This window comes from Nonomuraea sp. NPDC049684 (genome assembly GCF_044465345.1).
Lineage (GTDB): Bacteria > Actinomycetota > Actinomycetes > Streptosporangiales > Streptosporangiaceae > Nonomuraea.
The window spans coordinates 160,914-182,226 of sequence record NZ_JBITLO010000010.1 but is presented as its reverse complement, the minus strand read 5'-3'; the positions used below and the strand labels follow the sequence as shown (position 1 = coordinate 182,226).

Genomic DNA, 21,313 nt, shown 5'->3' with positions numbered 1-21,313 from the left:
AGGCTCACTCCCCGCCGATCCCCGTGACGAGGTCTCTGGCGTAGTCGTCGTCGCTCTCCTCCAGCACCCGCCGGACGCCCTGCTCGGCCCGCTCGTCGCCGCGCGCCGCGAGCCCCCGCGCCGCCTCGGCTACCGTGCGCAGGTCGGCGTCGCCCAGCCGGTCGGCCAGCGCCTCCCGGATGCGGGGCGTGTCCGCCGACAGCCCGGCCAGCCCGGCCGTGGCCCAGTCGCGGATCTCGGCCTCCTCGTCCCGGGACATCTCGACGAGCAGCGACAGGCCCTCCTCGTGGTCGGCGGGCAGCACGTCGGCCAGCGCGATGGCGTCCGTCATCGTGCGCTTGTGGCCCGGCCGGCCGATGATGTCGAGCACGGCGGGCAGCGCGCGCGGGTCGCCCTGGTGGCCGAGCGCGGCCAGCACCGAGCGCAGCACCTGCGGGTTGCCCTCGGTGGTCACCATCTTCTGCAGCAGCGCCAGCGTGCGGTCGAGGTAGGGCTTCTCGCCGTCGGCGAACCCGAACTGGGCGATCGCGTCGACCCCGAACTCCCGCTCGCGCGCGTCCTCGCTCACGCACAGCCGGGACAGCGCCTCGTAGGTCTCGTCGTCGGCCCGCCGGCCGAGCGAGTCGGCCACGATCCACCAGGTCTCGGCGTCCTCGTCGACGTCGCGGTGGGCGACGGCCCTGGCGACGAGCTGGTCGACCGGCGTGTAGACGCCCGCCGCGTCCTCCAGGAGGGTCGCCACGGCGGCGTGGCCCCGCTGGGCCTGCACCTGCTCGGTCTGTGAGCCGTCGGGGGAGCGGCCGGCCACGGTGACCAGCTCGGTGCCGTCCTTGGCGTACTGGCGGCCGACGACGTACTCCCAGCCCTCCTGGGCGATCTGGTCGAGCAGCGCCGACTCCAGGTGCACGCCCACCCAGTCGGCCGCGATGTCGAGCGGGCTGTCGCCGTCGCCGTCGAACTTCTCGTGGTCGGCGCCCGCCTCCAGCAGCGTCTGGACCACGCCCAGCGCGCCGCGTCTGGCCGCCAGCGTGAGCGGCGTGTCGCCGTCGTCGTTGGCCGCGTCGACCTCGGCCCCGGCCTCGATCAGCACGCCCGCGGTCGCGGCGTGGCCGTTGGCGGCGGCCCACAGCAGCGCCGTCCAGCCGCCGGCCTCGCGGCCGTTGACGTCGGCCCCGGCCGCCAGCAGCGCCTCGGCCACCTCGACGCGGTCCCAGGCGGCGGCCGCGCAGAGCGGCAGCCCGGCCTCCTCGCCCTCGCTGGCCTTGTTGGGGTCGGCGCCGCCGGTGAGCAGCTTGCCCACGGTCTCGGTCTCGCCGTTCAACGCCGCGCGATAGAGCTGTTCCTCATGCATGACAGGACCCTAGCGTCTTCGCAGCCCGAGGTGGCCGGAGCACGCTGAGCGGCGGCCTCGGGCCCCCGGACCCATCCAAGGGTGTACGGATGTTCCTCCCAGGGGAGGAGCCCCAACCGGCCCAAGACGCGATATGTTGCGTCTATGACAGATCCGGGTGAGGTGCGCGCGTCGGACGCCGAGCGCGAGGCCGTCGTGGAACAGCTCCGTGTCGCCTCGGTCGAGGGCAGGCTCACGCTCGCCGAGCTGACCGACCGCACCGAGGCCGCCTACACCGCGACCACGCACGCCGAGCTCGCCCTGCTCACCCAGGACCTGCCCGTGGGCGGCGGCCCCGCGCCCGCGCCCGTCCCGGCCCGCGAGGGCGGCAAGCGGCGCTGGTTCGTCGGCATCATGGGCGACACCAAGCGGCGCGGCACCTGGCGCATCGACCAGGAGCTCGGCGCGGTCGCCGTCATGGGCGACGTGCTGCTCGACCTGCGCGAGGCCGAGGTGCGCACGGACGTGGTCGACGTCACGGCGGTGTCCGTGATGGGCGACGTCAAGATCATCGTGCCCGACGGCGTGAACGTCGACCTCGACGGCGTCGCCGTGATGGGCGACAAGAAGGTCGACGTGCTGGAGGCGGCCCCCGGCATGAACGTGCCGGTGATCCGGGTGCGCGCCTACGCCGTGATGGGCGACGTCAAGGTGCTCGGCGACTCCCGCGCCCAGCCGCTCAAGCGCGGCCTGGCCGCCTGGCGGGAGCACTGGCGGGCGCTGCACGGCGACGACTGGCGCGAGATCGGCCGCCAGATGCGCGACGACGCCCGCGAGGTCGGCCGGCAGATCCGCGACGAGCACCGCGCCCTGGAGCGCGAGCGCCGCCGCGACTACCGGGATTACTGAGGCCGTGCAACGCCGCCGGGGGTCTTCGGCGTAGTCATCGGTGAACATCACCGGACAGTGAGGACCCCTCGATGCGGGATCGTGCCGACTTCGAGCGATACGTCGAGCAGCGCTCGGCCCGCCTGCTCAGGACGGCGTACCTGCTGTGCCGCGACTGGGCCACGGCGGAAGACCTGACGCAGACCGCGCTGGCCAGGGCCTGGCTGGCCTGGCGGCGGGTCGGCGCGAACCCCGACCCGTACGTCTACCGCATCCTGACCAACACGCACGCCTCCTGGTGGCGGCGGCGCTGGCGGGGCGAGGTGGCCACGGGCGAGCTCCCGGACCGCCCCCAGGACCAGGACGACACGGCCGGGCTCGGCGCCCGGGACGCGCTCAGGGCCGCCCTGGCCGCGCTCCCGGCCAAGCAGCGGGCCGTGGTCGTGCTGCGGTACTTCGAGGACCTGCCCGACGAGGCCATAGCCGAGATCGTGGGCTGTTCGGTGTCCACCGTACGCAGCCAGGCCAGCCGCGCGCTGGCCAAGCTGCGGCTCGACCCCGCGGCCAGGGCCGCGGCGGAGACGGGGAGCTGACGATGACACAACAGCGACTGCGCGACCTGCGCGACCTGCTCGACGACGACAGCGCCGGCGCGCCCCCGGGCGGGGTGCGGCTGGCCGACGTGGACGCCCGCGTCCGCCGCATCCGGCGGCGCAGGGGCCGGGCGGCGGCCTCGGTGGCGGCGGCGGCCCTGACGGTCACGGCCGTCACGGTGCTCACCGTGGACGCCCGGCCCGTCCCCGCGCCCGCCGCCGGGGACGTGTGGGCCGGTGCCCTGGCCCAGCCCGCGCCGGCGCGCGCCCAGCCCCGGCCGCCGCTCTTCCACGGCTACACCCAAGGAGGCAGGCGGGAGACGTTCACCTTCGAGTCGAAGGCCCAGAAGCTGTCCCTGGCGCTCACCTGCCCGCCCGGCGGCTACGGGCTGGTCTGGCTCAACGGCGACCTGGTCGCCTCCGGCGCGTGCGGGCCCACGGTCCGGCAGGATCCCGGCTGGTTCGGCGACGCCCAGGCCCGCGACGGCGTGAACGAGGTGAGCGCCGCCGTGGTGAAGGCCACGGCCGCGGGCACCGGCACGATGACCGCCGAGCGCGCCGACGAGCTGCTGGCCTGGACCGCCTCCTACCCCGCCGAGTGGCGGCTGACGCTGGTGGACGCCCGCACCCGGTCATGCCGGCCCGACCTGGTCAGGGTCGATGCGAGGACCGGCGAGATCACGGCCCGGTGCTGAGGGCTCAGCCGGCCACGGGCAGGCGCTCGCGCAGCGCCGTCTCGTACCGCTCCAGCAGCACGTCCACCAGCTCGGGCGCCGGGCCGAGGACGTCGGCGCAGACGGCCGGGGCGGTGGCCCGGCGGATCCGGTCGGCGAAGAAGCCGGGAGCCAGCAGGTAGGGGGCGACGGCCACCCGGGGCGCGCCCGCGGCCCGCAGCCGCGCGACGGCCTCCCCGGGCGTCGGGCCGGCGGCCGAGGCGTAGGCCGCGGTCACCGTCCACCAGCCGGCGCGCCGCCAGGCGCGGGCCATGCCGGCGATCACCTCGTTGGCCCTGGCGTCGCTCGACCCGGCCGAGACCAGCACGACCGCCGTCTCCGGGTCGCCGGCCGGCACGCCCGCCTCCGCCAGCCGCCGCTCCAGCGCCGGCAGCAGCAGCGGGTGCGGCCCGAGCGTCGTGCCGTAGCGGACCCGCAGGCGCGGATCGCGCGCGCGGGCCTCGTTGAGCGCGGCCGGCAGGTCGACCCGGCTGTGGTAGGCCTCGGTGAGCAGCAGCGGCAGCACCACGGCCTCGCCCAGCCCGTCGAGCGCCTGGCCCAGCGTGGGCGCGCAGTGGTCGAGGTAGGCCACCCGCACCGGCACGTCGGGACGCGCCAGGCGCACCCGCTCCAGCAGCGCGGCCACGGTGGCGGCGGCACGCGGGTCGCGCGACCCGTGCGCCACCGCCACCAGTGGCACGCGCCCGGGGGCCGGCCCGCCTGCCAACGGGACGCGGCCCCTGCCGGGGATCACAGGTGAATGCCGCATTCGACCTTCCCCAGCCCCGCCCAGCGGCCGCTGCGCGGGTCCTCGCCCTCGGCGACCTGGCGCGTGCACGGCGCGCAGCCGATCGAGGGGTAGTTGTCGTAGTGCAGGGGGTTGATCAGCACGCCGTTGTCGGCGATGTAGTTGTCGACCTCCTCCTGCGTCCAGGCGGCGATCGGGTTGACCTTCACCATCTGGCGCTTGGCGTCCCACTCGACGACCTTGGTGTCCGTACGGCTGGACGACTCGTCCCGGCGGATGCCGGAGATCCACGCCAGGTACGGCTCCAGCGCCCGGTTGAGCGGCTCGACCTTGCGCAGGTAGCAGCACAGGTCGGGGTTGCGGCCGAACAGGCGCGGCCCGAGGTCGCGATCCTGCTCCTGGACCGTCCTGGACGGCTTGATGTCGATCACGTTGACGTCATAGACCTGCCGCACGGCGTCACGGGTGCCGATCGTCTCGGCGAAGTGGTAGCCGGTGTCGATGAACAGCACGTCCACGCCTGGTTTGACGCGGCTCACCAGGTCGATGAGCAAGGCGTCGCTCATGGAGGACGTCAGGCACAACCGGTCGCCGAACGTCGCCGCGGCCCACCGGATGATCTCCCGGGCCGGGGCGCCCTCAAGGAACGTGGCGGCGGACTCGACGATGTCCTGCAGGTCGAGCGTGCCACGCTGATCTCGCAAACCCACCTCGATGTCGACGAGCGTCATATCTTCACTCCGATCCCGAGAAACTTCAGCTTGAAGGCGCGGGCGCAGGCGCGGCAGTACCAGCCGCCGTCCCCCTCGTAGGGCTCCAGGTCCTCGTCACCGCAGTACGGGCAGTGGAAGGGGACCGCTCGCGTGGTCATTTCAGGTCCGCCTCGTCCGCGCGCTGCACCCAGTCGGCGAAGGACTCGCCCTCCTTCTTCTGGGCGTCGTAGTTGCTCACCACGCGCTCGACGTAGTCGGGCAGGGCCTTGGCGGTGGTCTTCAGGCCGCGCACCTTGCGGCCGAAGCCGGAGTTCACGCCGAGCGAGCCGCCCAGGTGGATCTGGTAGCCCTCGACCTGGTCGCCGTTCTCGTCCACGACGAGCTGGCCCTTCAGGCCGATGTCGGCGACCTGGATGCGGGCGCAGGAGTTGGGGCAGCCGTTGACGTTGATGGTGAGCGGCTGCTCGAAGTCGGGCAGCCGCCGCTCCAGCTCGTCGATCAGGTGCGCGGCGGTGGCCTTGGTCTCGACGATGGCGAGCTTGCAGTACTCGATGCCGGTGCAGGCCATCGTCTGGCGGCGGAACGTGGAGGGGTTGACCTGCAGGTCGTTGGCCTCCAGCTCGGCCACGATGGACTCCACCCGGTCGGGCGCGACGTCGAGGACGACCATCTTCTGCTCGACGGTGGTGCGCACCCGGCCGGAGCCGTGCCGCTCGGCGATGTCGGCGATCAGGTTGAGCTTGTCGCCGTCGAGGCGGCCCACCTTGGGCGCGAAGCCCACGTAGAAGTTGCCGTCCTTCTGCGGGTACACGCCCACGTGGTCGCGGCGGCTGCCGCGCGGCAGGGCGGGCGCCGGGCCGTCGGGCAGGCTCTCCTTGACGTACTCGGTCTCCAGCACCTCGCGGAACTTCTCCACGCCCCAGTCGTTGACCAGGAACTTCAGCCGGGCCCTGTGCCGCAGCCGCCGGTAGCCGTAGTCGCGGAAGATGCCGATCACGCCCGCGTACACGTCGTCGACGCGGTCGGGGCTGACGAAGACGCCGAGGCGCTTGGCCAGCATCGGGTTGGTGGACAGGCCGCCGCCGACCCACAGGTCGTAGCCCGCCTCGCCGTGCTCGTTGACGACGCCGACGAAGGCGACGTCGTTGATCTCGTGCACCGTGCAGTGGGCCGGGCAGCCGCTCAGCGCGCTCTTGAACTTGCGCGGCAGGTTGGAGTACTCGGGGTTGCCGATGAACTGCCGGTTGATCGCCTGGATGTCGTCGGTGGCGTCGAGCACCTCCTCGGCGTCGATGCCGGCCAGCGGGCAGCCCAGGATCACCCGCGGGGTGTCGCCGCACGCCTCGGTGGTGGACAGGCCGACGGCCTCCAGGCGCTCCCAGATGTCGGGCACCGACTCGATCTCGATCCAGTGGAGCTGGATGTTCTGCCGGTCGGTGAGGTCGGCCGTGCCACGCGCGTACTCGTTGGCGATGTCGGCGATCGTGCGGAGCTGGCGCAGGTCGAGCTGGCCGCCGTCGATGCGCACGCGGAGCATGAAGTAGCGGTCGTCGAGCTCCTCCGGCTCCAGGACCGCGGTCTTGCCGCCGTCGATGCCGGGCTTGCGCTGGGTGTAGAGGCCGTACCAGCGCATCCGGCCGCGCAGGTCGGCGGGGTCGATCGAGTCGAAGCCGCGCTTGGCGTAGACGTCGATGATGCGCTGGCGGACGTTGAGGCCGTCGTCGTTCTTCTTGTTCTCTTCGTTCTTGTTCAGCGGTTCCCGGTAACCGAGGGCCCATTGGCCCTCGCCGCGCGGGCGCTTGTGATGCCGGCTGGCAGGGGTGCTCATTGCGCGTCCTTCGTTTTGTGGGCGCGCGCAGCGTTCCTCCTGCCTCGTCGTCGAGTGCAGGGGTTCAGGTGGGTGCGACGCGCTCTGCGGTGGAGAAGATGAGTTAGCGGGCGTCGCAACAGATGGCACTGCGGACACGCTGAAGGTCGACGTGGCGTCGACCGACGAGCATGGGGTCCGCTGGCATACCTTGAAGATACTCCGGAGATCCCGGATGTCCAAGATGGGGTCCAGAGTCTGGACTCCGCCGGCCCCTAACCCTGGCGCGGCCAGTCGAGCGGCGACTCCTGCGGCCGTTCCTCGCTCTGGTGCTGGCAGTCGCACCAGGAGCCGCCGCGGCAGTCGTCGTGACGCTTGTCCTTGCAGCTCTCGCAGATCACGTCTGCATTATTCTCCCAGAACGTTGTTCGGGTTAGGCTGGCGCGCGTGGATCTCATGGCCGCACTGCTGGCCGACCTCCGGGCCGAGAGCGATTCCCTGGAGGCGCTGCTGGCGCCGCTGCGCCCCGCCGACTGGGAGCGGCCCACGCCCGCCGCGGGCTGGGCGGTGCGCGACCAGGTGAGCCATCTGGCCTGGTTCGACGACGCCGCCGTGGTGTCGGTCACCGACCCGGACGGCTTCCGCGCCCTGGCCGCGCGCTCCGGCTCGGTGGACGACCTCGCGCGGGCCGCGCGCGGCCTGCCGCCGGAGGAGCTGCACGCCTGGTTCCGCACGTCCCGCGCCCGGTCGCTGGAGGCGTTCGCGGCGCTCGGCGCGCGCGTGCGGGTGCCGTGGTTCGGGCCGGCGATGTCGGGCGCGTCCTTCGTCACCGCGCGCCTGATGGAGACCTGGGCCCACGGCCAGGACGTGGCCGACGCGCTCGGCGTCGCCCGGGAGCCCACCGAACGGCTGCGGCACGTGGCCCTGCTCGGCGTCCGCGCCCGGCCCTACAGCTTCGCCGTCCGCGGCCTGCCCGAGCCCGACGGGCCGGTACGCGTCGAGCTCACGACCCCCGGCGGCGACCTGTGGACCGCGGGGCCAGCGGACGCGCCCGCCGCCGTGCGCGGCCCGATGCTCGACTTCTGCCTGCTCGTCACCCAGCGCGTGCACCTGTCGGACACCGCCCTGGAGGCCGCCGGCGAGCCCGCCCGCGTCTGGATGGAGATCGCCCAGGCGTTCGCCGGGCCGCCGGGGCGGGGGCGGCCGCCCCGGTCAGGGTAAGTTCAGGGTCGTACCGGATGACGTCGAGGGCACGGCCGGTGACATGCTGTGAGCATGCGGACCATTCTGAACGTCATCTGGCTCGTGTTCGCCGGCATCTGGCTGGCGATCGGCTACGCCGTGGCCGGGATCATCTGCTGCATCCTCATCGTCACCATCCCGTTCGGCATCGCCTCGTTCAGGATCGCCGCCTACGCTCTGTGGCCGTTCGGCCGTACGGTCGTGCGCGATCCGGACGCCGGCGTCCTCTCCCTCATCGGCAACGTCATCTGGTGCGTGGTCGCGGGCATCTGGCTGGCGATCGGGCACGTGGTCACCTCGATCCCGCTGTTCATCTCCATCATCGGCATCCCCATGGGCATCGCCAACCTCAAGCTGATCCCCGTCTCCCTCCTCCCGCTGGGCGCGCGCATCGTGGACAACGACTAGGGCAGGAGCCGGGACGTAAGCTGTCCCGGAGAGTCACTGCGAAATACCGTTGGGTGCCATGACGTCCACCAATGCGCCTTCCCGGTCCAGGAGGCGGCTCGCCTCGAACGCCCGGGCCAGGCTGAACTGGGTGCTCGACACCAAGTCGTGGGCGATCGTGCGCGCGGCCACGAACGCCGGTGTCAACTACCGGGTCACCGGCCTGGCCGGCGAGGCCGCGTTCTTCGCGCTGCTGTCGCTGCCGCCGTTCGTGCTGGGCCTGATCGGCGTGCTGGGCAAGCTCGGCACCTGGCTCGGCGGCGGCGTCGTCACCGAGGTCAAGAGCTGGGTGATCGAGCAGGCCGGGCTGCTGTTCACCGACGACGCCGTCAAGAAGGTGATCAACCCGCTCATCACCGACGTCCTCAGGGACGACGCCAACAAGGTCTCCATCATCTCGCTGGGCTTCCTGCTGTCGCTGTGGTCGGGCTCGCGGGCGCTCTACGTCTACGTCGACCTCATCTCGGTCGCCTACGGGCTGGGGGAGGAGCGCGGCATCATCCGCACCCGGCTGATGTCGTTCGGCCTCTACGTCGTCGGCCTGATCATCGGCATCATCGTCATGCCGATCCTGGTCATCGGCCCCACCCTGCTCAAGGACGCCCTCCCCGGCGAGTACGGCATCCTCATCGACATCCTCTACTGGCCCGTCGTGATCAGCGGCTCGGTGCTGTTCCTCACCGTGCTCTACCACGTCAGCGTGCCGGTGCGGACGAAGTGGTACCGGGAGCTGCCCGGCGCGATCCTGGCCCTGTTCCTGTGGATCGTGTGCGCCGCCGTGCTGCGGGCGGTGCTGGCGGCCTGGTTCTCGCCGGTGTCCGTCTACGGCTCCCTGGCCGCCCCGATCGCGCTGCTGCTGTGGCTGTACATCACCGCCCTGGCCGTGCTCATCGGGGCCATCCTCAACGCCGAGGTCGACCGGCTCTGGCCGGGTGTGAGCCGGACCAAGTAGCGGGAGGAGCGGCCGGTTGCGCATCCGCTATCGTCTAGGGCGACGCGACTGGCGCATTCGGTGGGATCGACCACCAGGGAGCGAATCAACCGGGAGCGGAGGCCGAGCGCCTGGGTCTTCGCCAATTGTCAATGATGACAGGGGAGTCATGAGTTCTCTTGCTAGCGCCGACCCGCAGCTCGCCGAGCTCATCAAGGCGGAGGAGCGCCGCCAGGCCGACACCGTCAAGCTGATCGCGTCCGAGAACTACGTGTCCAAGGCCGTGCTCGAAGCGACCGGCACGGTGCTGACCAACAAGTACTCCGAGGGCTACGCGGGCAAGCGCTACTACGAGGGCCAGCAGGTCATCGACCAGATCGAGACGCTGGCGATCGAGCGGGCCAAGGCCGTGTTCGGCGTCAACCACGCCAACGTCCAGCCGTACTCGGGCTCGCCCGCCAACCTGGCCGTCTACCTGGCCTTCCTGCAGCCCGGCGACACCGTGCTCGGCATGGGCCTGCCGTTCGGCGGCCACCTGACCCACGGCTGGTCGGTCTCGGCCACCGGCAAGTGGTTCAACCCGGTCCGTTACGGCGTGCGCCGCGACACCGGCCGCGTCGACCTCGACGAGGTCCGCGAGCTGGCCCTGGAGCACCGGCCGAAGCTGATCTTCTGCGGCGGCACCGCGATCCCGCGCACGATCGACTTCGAGGGCTTCGCCTCCATCGCCCGCGAGGTCGGCGCCGTGCTCGCGGCCGACATCGCGCACATCGCCGGCCTGGTCGCGGGCGGCGCCCACCCGTCCCCGGTGGGTCACGCCGACGTGATCTCCACGACCACCCACAAGACGCTGCGCGGCCCGCGCGGCGCGATGCTCATGGCCACCAGCGACGAGCACGCCACCGCGCTCAACAAGGCCGTCTTCCCCGGCCTCCAGGGCGGCCCCCACAACCACACCACCGCCGCCATCGCCGTCGCGCTGCACGAGGCCGCCCAGCCGTCCTTCCGCGACTACGCCCACCAGGTCGTCGCCAACGCCAAGGCCCTGGCCGAGGAGCTGTCCAGCCGGGGCTTCGACCTGGTCTCCGGCGGCACCGACAACCACCTGATCCTGCTCGACCTGACGCCCAAGGGCATCGGCGGCAAGCCCGCCGCCCAGGCGCTCGACCGGGCCGGCCTGGAGACCAACTACAACGCGGTGCCGTTCGACACCCGCAAGCCGTTCGACCCCTCGGGCATCCGCATCGGCACCCCGTCGGTCACCTCGCGCGGCATGGGCGAGGCCGAGATGCGGCAGATCGGCGCCTGGATGGACGAGGTCGTCACGGCCCTGGCCAAGGGCGACGCCGAGGACGTCATCACCCGCGTCCACCACGAGGTCAGCGAGCTGACCGCCCAGTTCCCCGCCCCCGGCCTGTCCTGATCCCGCGGCCCGCCCGTCCGGCCCGTCCCGCCCCTCGCGGCGGGCGGCCGGACGGTCAGTGCCGCACGGTCACCACGATCTTGCCGAACTGCGCGTTCGACTCAAGGTGCCGGTGGGCCGGCACGATCTCCTCCAGGTCGAACGTGCGGTCCACCACCGCCCGGAACGCCCCCGAGCGCAGTCCGGAGGACACGAACGCCGCCGCCCGGCGCAGCCGTTCGGGCACCCGCGTGGTCTCGTGCATGGTGTACGTCCGCATGTTCAGCGCCGGCATGCCGAGGTCGATCCCCGGATAGGGCGTCGGCTCGCCGCTCAGCGCGCCGTACACCAGCAGCAGCCCCTCGGGGGCGACCACCCTGGCCAGGTCCGTCACGCCCGGGCCGGCCACGGCGTCGAAGACGAACTCCGCCCCGCGGCCGCCGGTGGCCGCCAGCACCCGCTCGGTCACGTCCTCCTCCTCGGTGACGATCACCTCGGCCGCGCCCTCCTTCAGCAGGGCCTCCTTCTTGGCCGCGGTGCGGGTGAGCGCGATCGGCGTGGCGCCCATGCGGTCGGCGACCCGGATGGCGGCCAGGCCCACGCTGCTGGAGGCGGCGTTCAGCACCACCGTGTCCCCGGGACGCATCCCGCCCACCTCCACCAGCGCGCCGTAGGCCGTCACGTACGGCATCCACACGGCCGCGCCCTCCACCGGGCCCACCCCCTCGGGGCGGGGCAGCACCGCCGCCGCCGGCACGACCGCCCGCTGGGCGTACACGCCGTAGTCGTTCTGCGAGAACGCCGGCACCGTGCTCACCGGCTGGCCGGTCCGCAATCCGGTGACGCCCGGGCCCACCGCCTCGACCACCCCGGCGGCCTCGGTGCCCAGCCGGGCGGGGAAACTCCGGACGGGCTCGATGTAGTGGCCGCTGCGGAACAGCGCCTCGGCCCGGTTGAGGCCGATCGCGTCCACCCGGATCCGCACCTCGCCCGGCCCCGGCTCGCCGGCCGCAACGTCCGCCGGCTCCAGCACCTCGGGCCCGCCGAGCTCGTGGAACAGCACCGTCCTGGTCATCACATCGTCCTTCCGTGTCAGAGGCCGCCATTCAACCGCCGAAGTACGACTGCCGTCAAACTTCGACGGATGTCGTACTATGGGCCCATGGACGCCGACCGCACCCCGAACCATCCCGACCTGCGCGAAGTCACCCTGCAGCGGGTTCTCGAAGCCCTCGTCGACCCGGTCCGGCGCAGCATCGTCACCCAGCTCGCCACCGCCGCCGAGGACATCAGCTGCGGCGGGTTCGACATCTCGGTGAGCAAGTCCACCGCCACCCACCACTTCCGGGTGCTGCGCGAGGCCGGCCTCATCCGGCAGCACTACGCCGGCACCTCCCGCCTGAACACCCTGCGCAGGGCCGAGTTCGACCAGGCGTTCCCCGGCCTGCTCGACGCCGTCGTCACCGCCGACCGCGCCTCCGGGTGAACGCGGCGAGGCCCTCCCGCCGGCGGCGGAAGGGCCTCGCGCGGGCCGGCGGCCTCAGGTCCTGACGGTGAGCAGGGTCGTGCCCGTCCTGGTGACCACCTCGAAGCGGTCGATGTCGGCCAGGGGCGTCGCGCTGCCGCCGTGCATGTAGAGCGGGGCCGGCGAGCCCGGCACGCCGTAGCCCGGCGCCGGCACCGACCACCCGGTCATCACCCGCCGCTCGCCCGACTTGCCCACCGACACCAGCTCGCACTCCAGCGGCCCCTTCACCCCCGACAGCTTGAGCGCCGCGTGCGTGCCCCAGCCCTTCGACTCCACCACCAGCCCGCCCGACACCCCGCCGACGCCCTTGCCCGCGATCGGCGTGCCGTCGGCGTAGAACTGCTCGGCCGGGCCCATGTGGTCGGCGCGCCCGGCCATCGCCTGCGGCGGCTCGCCGCCGGCGAGCTGCGTGCCGACGGTCAGCCCGCCGGTCACCAGGGCGACCGCCGCGGCCATCCCGAGCAGGAACGTCCCCCTGCGGGCCCGCCGGTCGGCCGCCTTCTTGCGGTGGAGCAGGTCGACCACGCCGGCCTGCCCCTCACGGGGAGGAGGGCCGGCGTCCTCCAGCGGGCCGAGGCCGTGCAGCACGCCGGCGACCGGCGCCAGGTCTGACAGCTCGAAGCGGCAGGACGGGCAGGTGCGCAGGTGGGCCTCGAAGGCCAGCCGGTCGTCCTCCTCCAGCAGGCCGAGGGCGTATGCGCCCACGTCGGTGTGCTCGACTTGCGAGGTCACGCCGTCACCCCCCGCTCCTCCAGCGCGACCCGCAGCGCGCGGACCGCGTAGTAGACCCGCGACTTCACGGTGCCCACCGGGATGCCGAGCGCCGCGGCGGCGTCGTTGACCGACCGGTCCCGCAGGATCGTCTCGTTCAGGATCTCTCGGTGCGCCGGCGACAACGCCTTCAGCGCCTCTGACACGACCACCTGGCGCAGCAGCCCCTCCAGCTCGTCCGGCACCGGCACGCTGTCCAGCGCTGCGTCGCCCGATTCGGGCGGGCGCGCCTCCCTGCGCCGCCGGTCGTCGATCACGATGCGTCTGGCCACCGTGGCGAGCCAGGGCATGAGCGAGACCGAGTCGGGGTCCAGCCGCTCCGCGCTGCGCCAGGCCCGGATCATCGTCTCCTGCACCACGTCTTCCGCCCACTGCCGGTCGCCCGCCGTCAGGCGTACCACGAAGGCCAGCAGCGGCCGGTGGTACTCCCGGTAGAGCGCGGACACGACCACCTCGTCGTCCGGTCGCACCCGCCGGATCAGGTGGCGTAAGCGCGGCCTGCCCGCCGGGGCCGTCCCCTCGGCCGAGGGCGGGGGATACGTGCTGATCCGCATCATTCCCCTTTCTCGCGTCCGTCGGGAGGGAGTACGCTCGGCCGCCCTGGCGGGGTTCAACGGATCGCCGAAACATAATGCGATTGCATCCGCCGGGACAGGGTGGTTAGAGTCGCATGCGTAACCGATCGAGGAGGTGAGGGGCTATGCGGGTCGTTCTGTTCCGCCTGTCGTCCGTCTACCTCCGGGGGCTCGTCTGAGCTGCCCGTTCCTTCTCGATCAAAGGTTTCACCGTCTTGTCTTACGATCTTTCCCTGCTCGGCTGGACCGCACTGCGCGCCGCCGAGCTCCCCGCTGACACCGTTCCGGCGCGGGTGGCCCGCGTCGACCGCGGCGCCGCCGAGGTGATCGCCGCCGACGGTCAGCACCACGTCCGCTACGGCGCCCGCGTGCGCCGTTCCTCCGCCGACGACCCGGTGGCCCTGCCGTGCGTCGGCGACTGGGTCGCGCTCAGATGGCTGCCCGAAGGCCGGTACGAGCTCGACCAGGTCCTGTCCAGGACCACCGCGTTCATCCGGGGCGGCGTGAGCCGCCACTCGACCGGCGGCCTGTCCGGCGACGGCCAGGGCCAGGTGCTGGCGGCCAACGTCGACGTCGTCTTCGTGGCCGAGCCGTCCATGCACTCGACCGACTTCGCCGACCTCGGCCGCATCGAGCGCCTGGTGGCGCTGGCCTGGGAGTCCGGCGGCACGCCGGTCGTGCTGGTCACCAAGTCCGACCTGTTCGAGGCGGGCCTCGACGAGCTGATGGCCGACGTGCGCGCCGCCGCGCCGGGCGTCGACGTGCACGCCGTCTCCTCCGTGCTGGGGGAGGGGGTCTCGCTGGCCGCGAGCTACCTGCACGGCTCCCGTACGGCGGTCGTGCTCGGGCCCTCCGGCGCGGGCAAGTCCACCCTGGTCAACGCGCTGGCCGAGACGGGCGTGATGGACACCCAGCAAGTGCGCGCGGCCGACGGGCGCGGGCGGCACACCACCGTCCACCGGGAGCTGATCCCGCTGCCCGGCGGCGGCCTGATCATCGACACCCCGGGCATCCGCCGGATCGGCCTCTACGACATCGGCGAGGGCGTCGATCTCGTCTTCGCCGACATCGAGCTGCTGGCCGAGCGGTGCCGCTTCGCCGACTGCGGGCACGTGAGCGAGCCGGGCTGCGCCGTCCTCGACGCCATGGAGAACGGCGAGCTGCCCGAACGCCGGCTGCAGAGCTGGCGCAAGCTGCAGCGCGAGGCCGCGTGGATGGCCTCCCGCACGGATGCGCGGCTGCGCAAGGAGCAGCAGAACAAGTGGAAGATCATCCACAAGGAGATGCGCCGCTCCAGCCGCAACCGCCCCTGACCGTCCCGGCGGCGCCGGCTCTCCCGCCTTCCTCCTGCCTGGTGCAGGAGGGAGGCGAGTAGCGCCGGTTGTGCGGGTATGCACAGGTCATGCAGGTGTTCGCGGATCGGGCCGAGGCCGGGGCGTTGCTGGCCGAGCGGCTGCCGGAGGTGCCCGACCCCGTCGTGCTGGCGTTGCCGCGCGGCGGGGTCGCCGTGGCCGTGCCGGTCGTCCGCCGGCTCGGCGGCGAGCTGGACGTGCTCGTCACCCGGAAGATCGGCTACCCGCCCGCTCCCGAGCTGGGCGTGGGGGCGATCGCCGAGGGCGGCGAGCCGGTGTTCGACCTGACGATGCTCGACCGGCTGGGCCTGACGCCCGAGGACGTGGCCGACGTGGTCGAGCGGGAGCGGCACGAGCTGGCCAGGCGCGTACGGGCCTACCGGGGTGACCGGCCCCTGCCCTCGCTGGCCGGACGCGAGGTGATCGTCGTGGACGACGGCCTGGCCACGGGCGTGACGGCGCGGGCCGCCCTGCGCGCGGTGGCCGCGGCCGGCCCCGCCAGGGTGACGCTGGCCGTGCCGGTCGGCGCCGCGGAGACCGTCGAGATGATGCGTGCGGAGGCCGACGAGGTGGTGGTGCTGCTGACCCCGGTCGACTTCAGGGCGGTCGGCCAGTGGTACGAGCACTTCGACCAGCTCGACGACGACGACGTGCTCGACCTCCTGGAGCGGAGGTGACCTTCACCGGACGGCGCCGCTCGTACCGGTGTCTATGCGGACAGGACCGCCCAGACCAGCTTCCGCGAGCCGCCGGGGGCGAACCAGCCCCACGCGCTGCACAGCGCGTCGACCAGCCGAAGCCCGCGCCCGAACTCGGCGAACACGTCGGTCGGCGCCGCCACCGGGACGGTCTCGCTGTGGTCGGTCACCACGCAGGCCAGCTCGGGCCGGCGGAAGAGCAGCCGGAGCTGCACGGCTCCGCCGCCGTGCCGCATCGCGTTCGTGACCAGCTCGGAGACCACCAGTTGCACGTCGTAGGCCAGGTCGGCGGCGGCCCACGAGGTGAGCGTCTGGTCCACGAATCGCCGGGCCATCGCCACGCACGCCGGTTCGACCGCGGTGCGTTCGTGGAAGGGGAACACCGCGTCGCACTCTCCGGCGCGCCCATCCACCAGAATGGTGGCGAGCCACCCTGGTGGCCGGGAACCGATGGCGGCTTGCGGCCGAGCGTCGAAAGTCGTCATTCTGGCCCCCGAAGCGCGGTCTGGTGATCCAGTGCCCATCTTTACGGGGTGTGGGTAGTGATGCAAGACTTTTCGTGTTTTACCGATGCGAATACCATCTGCACGTGCAGATGATCTAGGAGCGGTCGAGTGAGCGCACAGAGCGCGGAGGGAAAGCTTCTCAGCTACACGCCGGGAAGCCCGACGGTGCTGCGGATCCTGCTGGGTACGCAACTGCGCAGGCTCCGTACCGAGAAGGGTATCTCCCGAGAGGATGCCGGGTACTCCATTCGCGCATCTCATGCGAAGATCAGCCGACTTGAGCTGGGTCAGGTCAGTTTCAAGCAGCGCGACGTCGCCGACCTGCTCACCCTCTACGGCGTCACCGCCCCCGAGGACCGCGAGCCGCTGCTGGCCCTGGCCCGCCAGGCCAACGCGCCGGGCTGGTGGCACAAGTACGGCGACCTGCTGCCCGGCTGGTTCGAGGTCTACATCGGGCTGGAGGGGGCCGCCTCGGCCATCCGCACGTTCGAGAACCAGTTCGTCCCCGGCCTGCTGCAGACGCCCGCGTACGCCAAGGCCGTGATCCGGCTCGGCAACGAGAAGGCGCTCGACCCCGAGCTCGACCGCCGCGTCACCCTGCGCACCACCCGGCAGCGGCGGCTGGAGAACGGGCTCAAGCTGTGGGCCGTGATCGACGAGGCCGTCCTGCGGCGGGGGCTCGGCGGGGCCGAGGTCATGCGGGAGCAGATCCGCCACCTGCTCGACGCCACCGAGGAGCGCAACGTCACCGTCCAGGTGATGCCGTTCGAGAGCGGCGGGCACGCGGCGGCCGGCGGTTCGTTCAGCATCCTGCGCTTCCCCGAGCGCGAGCTGCCCGACGTGGTCTACATGGAGCAGCTCACCAGCGCCCTCTATCTGGACAAGCCGGCCGACTCCGACCACTACATGGAGGTCATGGACCGGCTGAGCATCCAGGCCCTGGAGCCGAAGCAGACGCGGCGCTTTCTGGAACAGCTCATTTCCGGATGAGCTGCTGAAACTCCTGTGATCCACTCCATAGTCGGATTTTTGGTCATCCGGTATATGGAGTCTGTCGTGCTGTCGTATGGTCAGCGCAAACGCGGATGCACGTGCATCCGTAAGATCGCTAGGAGCTTCCCCCATGCACGAGTTCCGGAACGGAACCCCCGCCGGTCACCTCCCCGTCGTGTGGCGCAAGAGCAGGCGAAGCAATCCCAACGGCAACTGCGTCGAGGTCGCGGGCCTGCCCACGGGTGAGATCGCCATGCGCAACTCCCGCTTCCCCGACGGCCCCGCGCTGGTCTACACGCAGGCCGAGATCAGCGCGTTCGTCCTGGGGGCCAAGGACGGGGAGTTCGACGACCTGATCGTCTGATCCCCGTCTGATCAGCGGGGTTCGTTGTACCAGCGCCACCGGGTCCGGCGCGGCCGTCCGGGCAGCTCGCCGCGGCCGGTCGCCCACAGCAGCGTGGCCCAGGGGGCGGTGTCCACGGGGGCGTCGGGGAACAGGCGGGCCAGCACCCGCGAGCACAGGTCCGCGGGCGGCTCCCAGGCCAGCCCCAGCCCCTCGGCCACGTCGTGCATATGCACGAGCGTTTCCACCAGGCCCATCGCGGCGGTCGCCGAGGCGTCCGCCATGCCGAAGATGTGATGACCGCGCGCCTGCGGCGGCGCGGTGCGGACCATGGCCGACAGCAGCGCGCCGGAGGCCTGGAGCACCTGCAGCAGCCCGGTGGGCCCGGCCGCGCGGTCGGCGTGGATGGTGTTGTTCGGGCCGCCGGGCCTGCGCCGCTCCAGCGCGAAGGGCACGTACGTGTCCAGCGGCGGCACGTTGAGCCCGAGCTGGGCGGCGTAGGCGAACAGGTCGTCGGCGAGGTGCTCGACGGTCTCCCAGCAGGTCCACTCCAGGGTGCCCGCCTTCGCCTCCCACGCCTGCGGCGGCGCGTCCCGCAGCGTGTCGACGGCGAGGGCGACGGCCTGGTCGAGGTCGTCCGCGGTCACGAGCGCTGCATCCGGCATGCAGGGCACCTTACCGCCGTCCGCTTCGTGCGCCCGCGTGTAGGTCGTCACGGTCCGCACGTCCGGACGGGAGCCGTACCGCATGACCGGCCCCGAGGACCTCACCGGGCGCGCCCGCATCAGGCAGGCGGCGCCGCTGCACTTCGGCGAGCACGGCTTCGGCGTGGACGTGTTCAGCCCCGAGGGCGCCCACCCGCTCGCGCTCACCCTGCTCGACCTCTACTCCCACCCCTTGCTGACCCCGGAAGCGGCGGCGGGGCTCCGGGACGCCCTCGCCAAGCCCCCCGGACACGGATGATCCCGCTCAGGATGGGTTCTTTGCGGACGGATCCGCTCAGGACAGGAAGTCCGTCAGCGTCGGAAGCAGCGCCTCAGGCCGGCCGAGCACGCCGTGGTCCTCGCCCGGCAGCACCACGTGCCGCGCGCCCGGCACGGCGTCGGCGACGGCCCGCACGGCGTCCAGCATCCACTTCGGGGACTGGTCGCCGCCGATCGCCAGGGTGGGCACGGTGACGCGGGACAGCCGCTCGACCGGCAGCGACTGCCCCGGGCCGCACACGGCGGCGTCGTAGGCGAGCGTGTGCGCCAGGCTGGTGAACCAGCCCCACACGGGCTCCGAGCGCATGCCGGCCACCACCTCGGCGGGCACGTCGGCGCCCTCGGTCAGGAACAGCGCCACCGCCTCGTCGCGGCGGTCGCCCTCGACCAGGGCGCGCAGGCGCTCGGCGAAGTCGCCGCCGGGCGCGGTGCGCGCGCCGTCCACGACGTACGGCGGCTCGTAGACGGCCAGGCGGGCGATCGGCAGCCCGTACGCGGCGGCCTCCAGCGCGAGGACGGCGCCGGAGGAGTGGCCGAAGACGCTCGCCGAGCCGCCCGCGTGCTCGATCAGCGCGGCGAGGTCCTCGATCTCGCGCTCCACGGCGTAGGCGGGCGCGTCGCCGCTGCCGCCCCGGCCGCGGCGGTCGTGGGCGATCGCGCGGAAGCCGGGGGCGAGCGCGGCGGCCAGGGCGGCGACGGTGGTGCGGTCGTTGAAGGCACCGCCCACCAGGATCACCGGGTGGCCCTCGCCGCTGCTCTCGAACGCGATGCGGGTGCCGTCGGCCGAGGTGACGGTCTGAACCGTGGACTGCATGTCGAACTCCTTCTGCGGGCTCTTGTCAGCAGGAGGTCGGAGCCGTCCCACGCTTCTCTACATGCTTCTACCGGAAAATTCGCGGATCAGCCTGAAGGCCGCGCGAGAGCCGGACGGTGATGAACTCGTTGTCGTCGGGACGGCCTGGCGTGCGGCCGCTGGAGAAGGGGAAGTTGTTGTCGTCCAGGAGGCCCAGGGTGCGGTCGTCGAGGACGACGACGTCCTCGATGGTCTGGAACGGGAACCTGAACGTGCCGGGCGTGCCGCCGAGGCCGCGCGGGTCGGCCAGGTCGAGCAGGTCGGCCACCTGCGTCTTGTCCAGGGCGCCGTCGTGGTCGCGGTCGCGCGTGTCGGCCAGGTAGACGCGCTTGACCTTGGCCGCGTCGCCCTGGAGGTTGTCCCGCTCGATGATCAGGAAGCGGTCGGCGTCCACGGCGACGGCGTCGCCGATGGAGTGCGACGGGTCCTCCAGCCGGTACGTCCACGTGCGCCCGGTGTATGTGCGCTTGCGCAGGTCGAACTCGTTCATCCGCAGAGTGCCCCCGGGGTCGCCGGTCACCGTGCCTTCGAGCAGCGGGTAGAGCCGGCGGCCGTCCACCGACCTGGCCATGCCCTCGAAGCCCTTGGAACTGGCCAGATTGGGCTGGGCGCCGTTCAGCCAGGGGTTCTCGGGGGCCTTGACGCCGGGCAGCTCGATCGGGGCGTCGAGCAGCCGGCCCTTGCGGTCGAAGTGCAGCAGGAACGGGCCGAACTCGTCGCCGATCCAGTACGTGCCGTCCGTCGCGCGCACGATCGACTCGACGTCGAAGTCGGAGCCCGTCAGCGTACGGTCCTGGCGGGTCAGGGCGAACGGGACGAGCCCCCGCGGGTCGGTCAGGTTGAAGCCGCCGAGCACCTCGACCGTCCTGGCGGCGAAGTCCGGCTTGACGCGGTGCACGCGCAGGAGAAAGTCGGCGCTGTTGGCCTTGTTGCCGAAGCCGTTGTCGGACAGCACGTCGAAGGTGCCGTCGTGGCGGCGGGCGATGCCGCTGAAGCCCTGCACGGGCTGGCCGGGGAAGGGCGGGGTGACGCCGTTGACCGGCGCGGCGCCGAGGAGGGAGCCCGACGGCTCGCTGCCGGGCACGTAGGTCTGCGCGGGCAGCGCGGCGAAGCCGGTCAGCGTGGTGCGGCCGAAGGCGGCGGGACCGCGGTCCTGCGGCCGGGCGGGGTCCGCCGTGGCGGCGGTGGCCGGGGCGGCGAGGGCGAGCGCCATGGCCGCCGCGCACGTCAGGGTGGTGATGCGTCTCATGGCGGGCACGCTAGAGGCGGCACATGACGGCATTCCGAACATGAGACGACCTTTAGGGACGCTCACGGAGGAATCGGACAGGCCCGAACCGGGTGACCTGCGCACATTCCCAGACGAAAAGCGTGCACCGCAGGAAACGCGACGGCCACCCCTGCCCTGGATCGGGCGGGGGTGGCCGGGCGATGCTTTGTGCGGGATGACGATCTCGGGCCTGATCAGGCAGTTGCCCCGACCGGGTTCGCCAGAGCCTGGGCATGGAAGGCCAGGCTCCGGTTCATCGGGACAACTGAGTGATCACGCGATGATCGTTGATGCTGCCGAGGTGTGTCAGGCGGCGGAGATGCCGGCGCTGGCGGCGCGGCGCATGCGACGGCGACGCTCGCTGGCGCGCTCGTCCTCGTTGAGACCGCCCCACGTGCCGTACTTCTCCGGCCGGGACAGCGCGTAGTCTAGGCACTCGTTGCGGACAGGGCACCCGGCGCAGATCGCCTTGGCCTTCCGCTCACGTACGTCACGCTCGGGCTGCCGCTCCCCGTCGGGGCCGAAGAAGAGCACGAGATCCTCACCCCGGCACGCGGCATCATCCTGCCAACCCCAGCTGGGGCGCGGGCGGGCGAGCTGCCGACGTACCTGAGACATGAGAAAACC

The 21,313-nt window shown here is 72.2% G+C and carries 28 protein-coding genes; 13 read left to right on the top strand and 15 right to left on the bottom strand.

What is annotated here, in order from left to right:
* Nucleotides 1–4: 4 nt before the first annotated feature.
* Nucleotides 5–1,351, bottom strand: a complete 1,347-nt coding sequence (locus tag ACIBST_RS29420; RefSeq protein WP_397176311.1) for an ankyrin repeat domain-containing protein — start codon at nucleotides 1,349–1,351, stop codon at nucleotides 5–7.
* A gap of 144 nt (nucleotides 1,352–1,495) precedes the next feature.
* Between ACIBST_RS29420 and ACIBST_RS29415 the strand changes: the two genes are divergently transcribed.
* The 3 genes from ACIBST_RS29415 to ACIBST_RS29405 all read left to right on the top strand — a co-directional run bounded on the left by ACIBST_RS29415 (nucleotide 1,496) and on the right by ACIBST_RS29405 (nucleotide 3,506).
* Complete coding sequence (locus tag ACIBST_RS29415) at nucleotides 1,496–2,239, top strand: DUF1707 domain-containing protein (protein ID WP_397176309.1); 744 nt, start codon at nucleotides 1,496–1,498, stop codon at nucleotides 2,237–2,239.
* Between the two features lie 71 nt (nucleotides 2,240–2,310).
* The gene (locus ACIBST_RS29410; protein ID WP_397176307.1) at nucleotides 2,311–2,811 is read left to right on the top strand and encodes a SigE family RNA polymerase sigma factor; all 501 of its coding nucleotides are present in this window, start codon (nucleotides 2,311–2,313) and stop codon (nucleotides 2,809–2,811) included.
* Nucleotides 2,812–2,813: 2 nt separating this feature from the next.
* Nucleotides 2,814–3,506: a hypothetical protein gene (locus ACIBST_RS29405; RefSeq protein WP_397176306.1), complete on the top strand. Its 693-nt coding sequence runs from the start codon at nucleotides 2,814–2,816 to the stop codon at nucleotides 3,504–3,506.
* A gap of 4 nt (nucleotides 3,507–3,510) precedes the next feature.
* On the opposite strand, the gene ACIBST_RS29400 is transcribed toward ACIBST_RS29405, so the two are convergent.
* The 6 genes from ACIBST_RS29400 to ACIBST_RS29375 all read right to left on the bottom strand — a co-directional run bounded on the left by ACIBST_RS29400 (nucleotide 3,511) and on the right by ACIBST_RS29375 (nucleotide 7,193).
* Nucleotides 3,511–4,215 carry a sirohydrochlorin chelatase gene (locus ACIBST_RS29400; RefSeq protein WP_397176606.1) on the bottom strand — a complete coding sequence of 235 codons (705 nt, stop codon included), beginning with the start codon at nucleotides 4,213–4,215 and terminating at the stop codon, nucleotides 3,511–3,513.
* 59 nt (nucleotides 4,216–4,274) lie between these two features.
* Nucleotides 4,275–5,003 (bottom strand): phosphoadenylyl-sulfate reductase, encoded by a 729-nt coding sequence (locus ACIBST_RS29395; protein ID WP_397176304.1) that lies wholly within the window; start codon nucleotides 5,001–5,003, stop codon nucleotides 4,275–4,277.
* A complete protein-coding gene (locus ACIBST_RS29390) occupies nucleotides 5,000–5,143 on the bottom strand; it encodes an Insertion element protein (RefSeq protein WP_103955276.1) in 144 nt (47 codons plus the stop codon). Before ACIBST_RS29390 ends, ACIBST_RS29395 begins: the two co-directional genes overlap by 4 nt.
* A complete protein-coding gene (locus tag ACIBST_RS29385; RefSeq protein ID WP_397176302.1) occupies nucleotides 5,140–6,813 on the bottom strand; it encodes a nitrite/sulfite reductase in 1,674 nt (557 codons plus the stop codon). Before ACIBST_RS29385 ends, ACIBST_RS29390 begins: the two co-directional genes overlap by 4 nt.
* Before the next feature lie 103 nt (nucleotides 6,814–6,916).
* The gene (locus tag ACIBST_RS29380) at nucleotides 6,917–7,000 is read right to left on the bottom strand and encodes a putative leader peptide (protein WP_311132608.1); all 84 of its coding nucleotides are present in this window, start codon (nucleotides 6,998–7,000) and stop codon (nucleotides 6,917–6,919) included.
* A gap of 67 nt (nucleotides 7,001–7,067) precedes the next feature.
* Nucleotides 7,068–7,193 (bottom strand): hypothetical protein, encoded by a 126-nt coding sequence (locus ACIBST_RS29375; RefSeq protein WP_352328175.1) that lies wholly within the window; start codon nucleotides 7,191–7,193, stop codon nucleotides 7,068–7,070.
* A 55-nt stretch (nucleotides 7,194–7,248) separates the two neighbouring features.
* Here ACIBST_RS29375 and ACIBST_RS29370 point away from each other — a divergent pair, with 55 nt between their 5' ends.
* From ACIBST_RS29370 to glyA, 4 genes are all read left to right on the top strand, one after another.
* A complete protein-coding gene (locus ACIBST_RS29370; RefSeq protein WP_397176604.1) occupies nucleotides 7,249–8,013 on the top strand; it encodes a TIGR03084 family metal-binding protein in 765 nt (254 codons plus the stop codon).
* Nucleotides 8,014–8,067: 54 nt separating this feature from the next.
* On the top strand, nucleotides 8,068–8,442 hold the full coding sequence (locus tag ACIBST_RS29365; RefSeq protein WP_397176300.1) for a YccF domain-containing protein: 375 nt from the start codon (nucleotides 8,068–8,070) through the stop codon (nucleotides 8,440–8,442).
* A 58-nt stretch (nucleotides 8,443–8,500) separates the two neighbouring features.
* Nucleotides 8,501–9,433: a YihY/virulence factor BrkB family protein gene (locus ACIBST_RS29360; RefSeq protein ID WP_358284824.1), complete on the top strand. Its 933-nt coding sequence runs from the start codon at nucleotides 8,501–8,503 to the stop codon at nucleotides 9,431–9,433.
* A gap of 148 nt (nucleotides 9,434–9,581) precedes the next feature.
* Nucleotides 9,582–10,835, top strand: a complete 1,254-nt coding sequence (glyA, locus tag ACIBST_RS29355) for a serine hydroxymethyltransferase (protein WP_352328178.1) — start codon at nucleotides 9,582–9,584, stop codon at nucleotides 10,833–10,835.
* Between the two features lie 55 nt (nucleotides 10,836–10,890).
* Here glyA and ACIBST_RS29350 read toward each other — a convergent pair whose 3' ends face one another.
* Nucleotides 10,891–11,889, bottom strand: coding sequence for a zinc-dependent alcohol dehydrogenase family protein (locus ACIBST_RS29350; protein WP_397176298.1), 999 nt, complete (start codon nucleotides 11,887–11,889; stop codon nucleotides 10,891–10,893).
* Nucleotides 11,890–11,976: 87 nt separating this feature from the next.
* Between ACIBST_RS29350 and ACIBST_RS29345 the strand changes: the two genes are divergently transcribed.
* The gene (locus ACIBST_RS29345; RefSeq protein WP_397176297.1) at nucleotides 11,977–12,300 is read left to right on the top strand and encodes an ArsR/SmtB family transcription factor; all 324 of its coding nucleotides are present in this window, start codon (nucleotides 11,977–11,979) and stop codon (nucleotides 12,298–12,300) included.
* A 54-nt stretch (nucleotides 12,301–12,354) separates the two neighbouring features.
* On the opposite strand, the gene ACIBST_RS29340 is transcribed toward ACIBST_RS29345, so the two are convergent.
* Together ACIBST_RS29340 and ACIBST_RS29335 are read right to left on the bottom strand one after the other, a co-directional pair.
* Complete coding sequence (locus tag ACIBST_RS29340; protein WP_397176296.1) at nucleotides 12,355–13,074, bottom strand: anti-sigma factor family protein; 720 nt, start codon at nucleotides 13,072–13,074, stop codon at nucleotides 12,355–12,357.
* Nucleotides 13,071–13,559: a sigma-70 family RNA polymerase sigma factor gene (locus ACIBST_RS29335; protein WP_352363987.1), complete on the bottom strand. Its 489-nt coding sequence runs from the start codon at nucleotides 13,557–13,559 to the stop codon at nucleotides 13,071–13,073. Before ACIBST_RS29335 ends, ACIBST_RS29340 begins: the two co-directional genes overlap by 4 nt.
* Before the next feature lie 344 nt (nucleotides 13,560–13,903).
* Here ACIBST_RS29335 and rsgA point away from each other — a divergent pair, with 344 nt between their 5' ends.
* Complete coding sequence (gene rsgA / locus ACIBST_RS29330) at nucleotides 13,904–15,001, top strand: ribosome small subunit-dependent GTPase A (RefSeq protein ID WP_397176295.1); 1,098 nt, start codon at nucleotides 13,904–13,906, stop codon at nucleotides 14,999–15,001.
* An 89-nt stretch (nucleotides 15,002–15,090) separates the two neighbouring features.
* Nucleotides 15,091–15,717 carry a phosphoribosyltransferase gene (locus ACIBST_RS29325; protein ID WP_397176293.1) on the top strand — a complete coding sequence of 209 codons (627 nt, stop codon included), beginning with the start codon at nucleotides 15,091–15,093 and terminating at the stop codon, nucleotides 15,715–15,717.
* A 32-nt stretch (nucleotides 15,718–15,749) separates the two neighbouring features.
* On the opposite strand, the gene ACIBST_RS29320 is transcribed toward ACIBST_RS29325, so the two are convergent.
* Nucleotides 15,750–16,121: an ATP-binding protein gene (locus tag ACIBST_RS29320; protein ID WP_397176292.1), complete on the bottom strand. Its 372-nt coding sequence runs from the start codon at nucleotides 16,119–16,121 to the stop codon at nucleotides 15,750–15,752.
* 231 nt (nucleotides 16,122–16,352) lie between these two features.
* Between ACIBST_RS29320 and ACIBST_RS29315 the strand changes: the two genes are divergently transcribed.
* Nucleotides 16,353–17,234, top strand: a complete 882-nt coding sequence (locus ACIBST_RS29315) for a helix-turn-helix domain-containing protein (RefSeq protein ID WP_397176290.1) — start codon at nucleotides 16,353–16,355, stop codon at nucleotides 17,232–17,234.
* Between the two features lie 133 nt (nucleotides 17,235–17,367).
* Nucleotides 17,368–17,601, top strand: a complete 234-nt coding sequence (locus tag ACIBST_RS29310; protein WP_352327185.1) for a DUF397 domain-containing protein — start codon at nucleotides 17,368–17,370, stop codon at nucleotides 17,599–17,601.
* 11 nt (nucleotides 17,602–17,612) lie between these two features.
* Here ACIBST_RS29310 and ACIBST_RS29305 read toward each other — a convergent pair whose 3' ends face one another.
* Nucleotides 17,613–18,245 (bottom strand): maleylpyruvate isomerase N-terminal domain-containing protein, encoded by a 633-nt coding sequence (locus ACIBST_RS29305; protein WP_397176289.1) that lies wholly within the window; start codon nucleotides 18,243–18,245, stop codon nucleotides 17,613–17,615.
* Between the two features lie 82 nt (nucleotides 18,246–18,327).
* Here ACIBST_RS29305 and ACIBST_RS29300 point away from each other — a divergent pair, with 82 nt between their 5' ends.
* Nucleotides 18,328–18,543 (top strand): hypothetical protein, encoded by a 216-nt coding sequence (locus ACIBST_RS29300; protein ID WP_397176287.1) that lies wholly within the window; start codon nucleotides 18,328–18,330, stop codon nucleotides 18,541–18,543.
* A gap of 36 nt (nucleotides 18,544–18,579) precedes the next feature.
* On the opposite strand, the gene ACIBST_RS29295 is transcribed toward ACIBST_RS29300, so the two are convergent.
* From ACIBST_RS29295 to ACIBST_RS29285, 3 genes are all read right to left on the bottom strand, one after another.
* On the bottom strand, nucleotides 18,580–19,377 hold the full coding sequence (locus ACIBST_RS29295; protein ID WP_397176285.1) for an alpha/beta fold hydrolase: 798 nt from the start codon (nucleotides 19,375–19,377) through the stop codon (nucleotides 18,580–18,582).
* A gap of 67 nt (nucleotides 19,378–19,444) precedes the next feature.
* Entirely contained in the window at nucleotides 19,445–20,665 is a 1,221-nt protein-coding gene (locus ACIBST_RS29290; protein ID WP_397176283.1) for an esterase-like activity of phytase family protein, read from the bottom strand.
* A gap of 327 nt (nucleotides 20,666–20,992) precedes the next feature.
* Nucleotides 20,993–21,304, bottom strand: a complete 312-nt coding sequence (locus ACIBST_RS29285; RefSeq protein ID WP_125634885.1) for a WhiB family transcriptional regulator — start codon at nucleotides 21,302–21,304, stop codon at nucleotides 20,993–20,995.
* Between the last annotated feature and the right edge of the window lie 9 nt (nucleotides 21,305–21,313).